The following is a 557-nucleotide window of genomic DNA, read 5'->3' on the forward strand; positions in this document are numbered from 1 at the left end:
CGTGGCGGCAGGAGGGCGGCCTGGCTACGGGCTTGGCCTTGTTTGTAACTCTTGCCATGAAGGTTGGCCCCTCGCAATTGACTCGACCGCCAGTTTACGCTTACAACTCTCCATTGGAGGCCCGATCGAGGATGGGAGGGAGTAGGGCCCCGAGCCGGGTCCGGCTGCCGGCTCGGGCCTGCCGGAAGGTGATTGCTAAGGTTAACCGCCCCCGACGGCGTGAATGATCTCCACCCGGTCGCTGGGGACCAAGCGGTGCTCCCTGAGGCGGCTGCGGGGCACCAGCTCCTCGTTGACCTCCACGGCGAGGCGCTGGCCGATCAGCTCCAGCCGCTTGATGAGGTCGCCCATGGCGATGCCGTCCGGGACCTCGGTCGGATTTCCGTTGAGGGTAATCTGCATGTTGGACTCCTGCTGCGGTGTGTCCTGGTCGGGGAACGGATTTTACCTCCTTGCGGGGGAGGAAGGGGTTCGCAAGCTCACCCCACCCTTGTATGTTCTGTATCCAAGGGAGAGCCAAGGATCAGGTAGAAAGGGAGTTAATGGAGAGGACCTGG

The 557-nt window shown here is 63.0% G+C and carries 1 protein-coding gene; it reads right to left on the bottom strand.

Features of this window, described 5'->3' with window-relative positions; genetic code table 11:
- Positions 1–201: 201 nt before the first annotated feature.
- Positions 202–402 (bottom strand): sulfur carrier protein ThiS, encoded by a 201-nt coding sequence (thiS, locus tag BQ17_RS15050; protein WP_089728428.1) that lies wholly within the window; start codon positions 400–402, stop codon positions 202–204.
- Positions 403–557 lie beyond the last annotated feature (155 nt).

The organism is Candidatus Thiosymbion oneisti (assembly GCF_900092655.1).
Lineage (GTDB): Bacteria > Pseudomonadota > Gammaproteobacteria > Chromatiales > Chromatiaceae > Thiosymbion > Thiosymbion oneisti.

Bases quoted from the DNA above. Each gene is read 5' to 3' on its own strand.
- thiS (WP_089728428.1), bottom strand. From the start codon at position 402: ATGCAGATTACCCTCAACGGAAATCCGACCGAGGTCCCGGACGGCATC.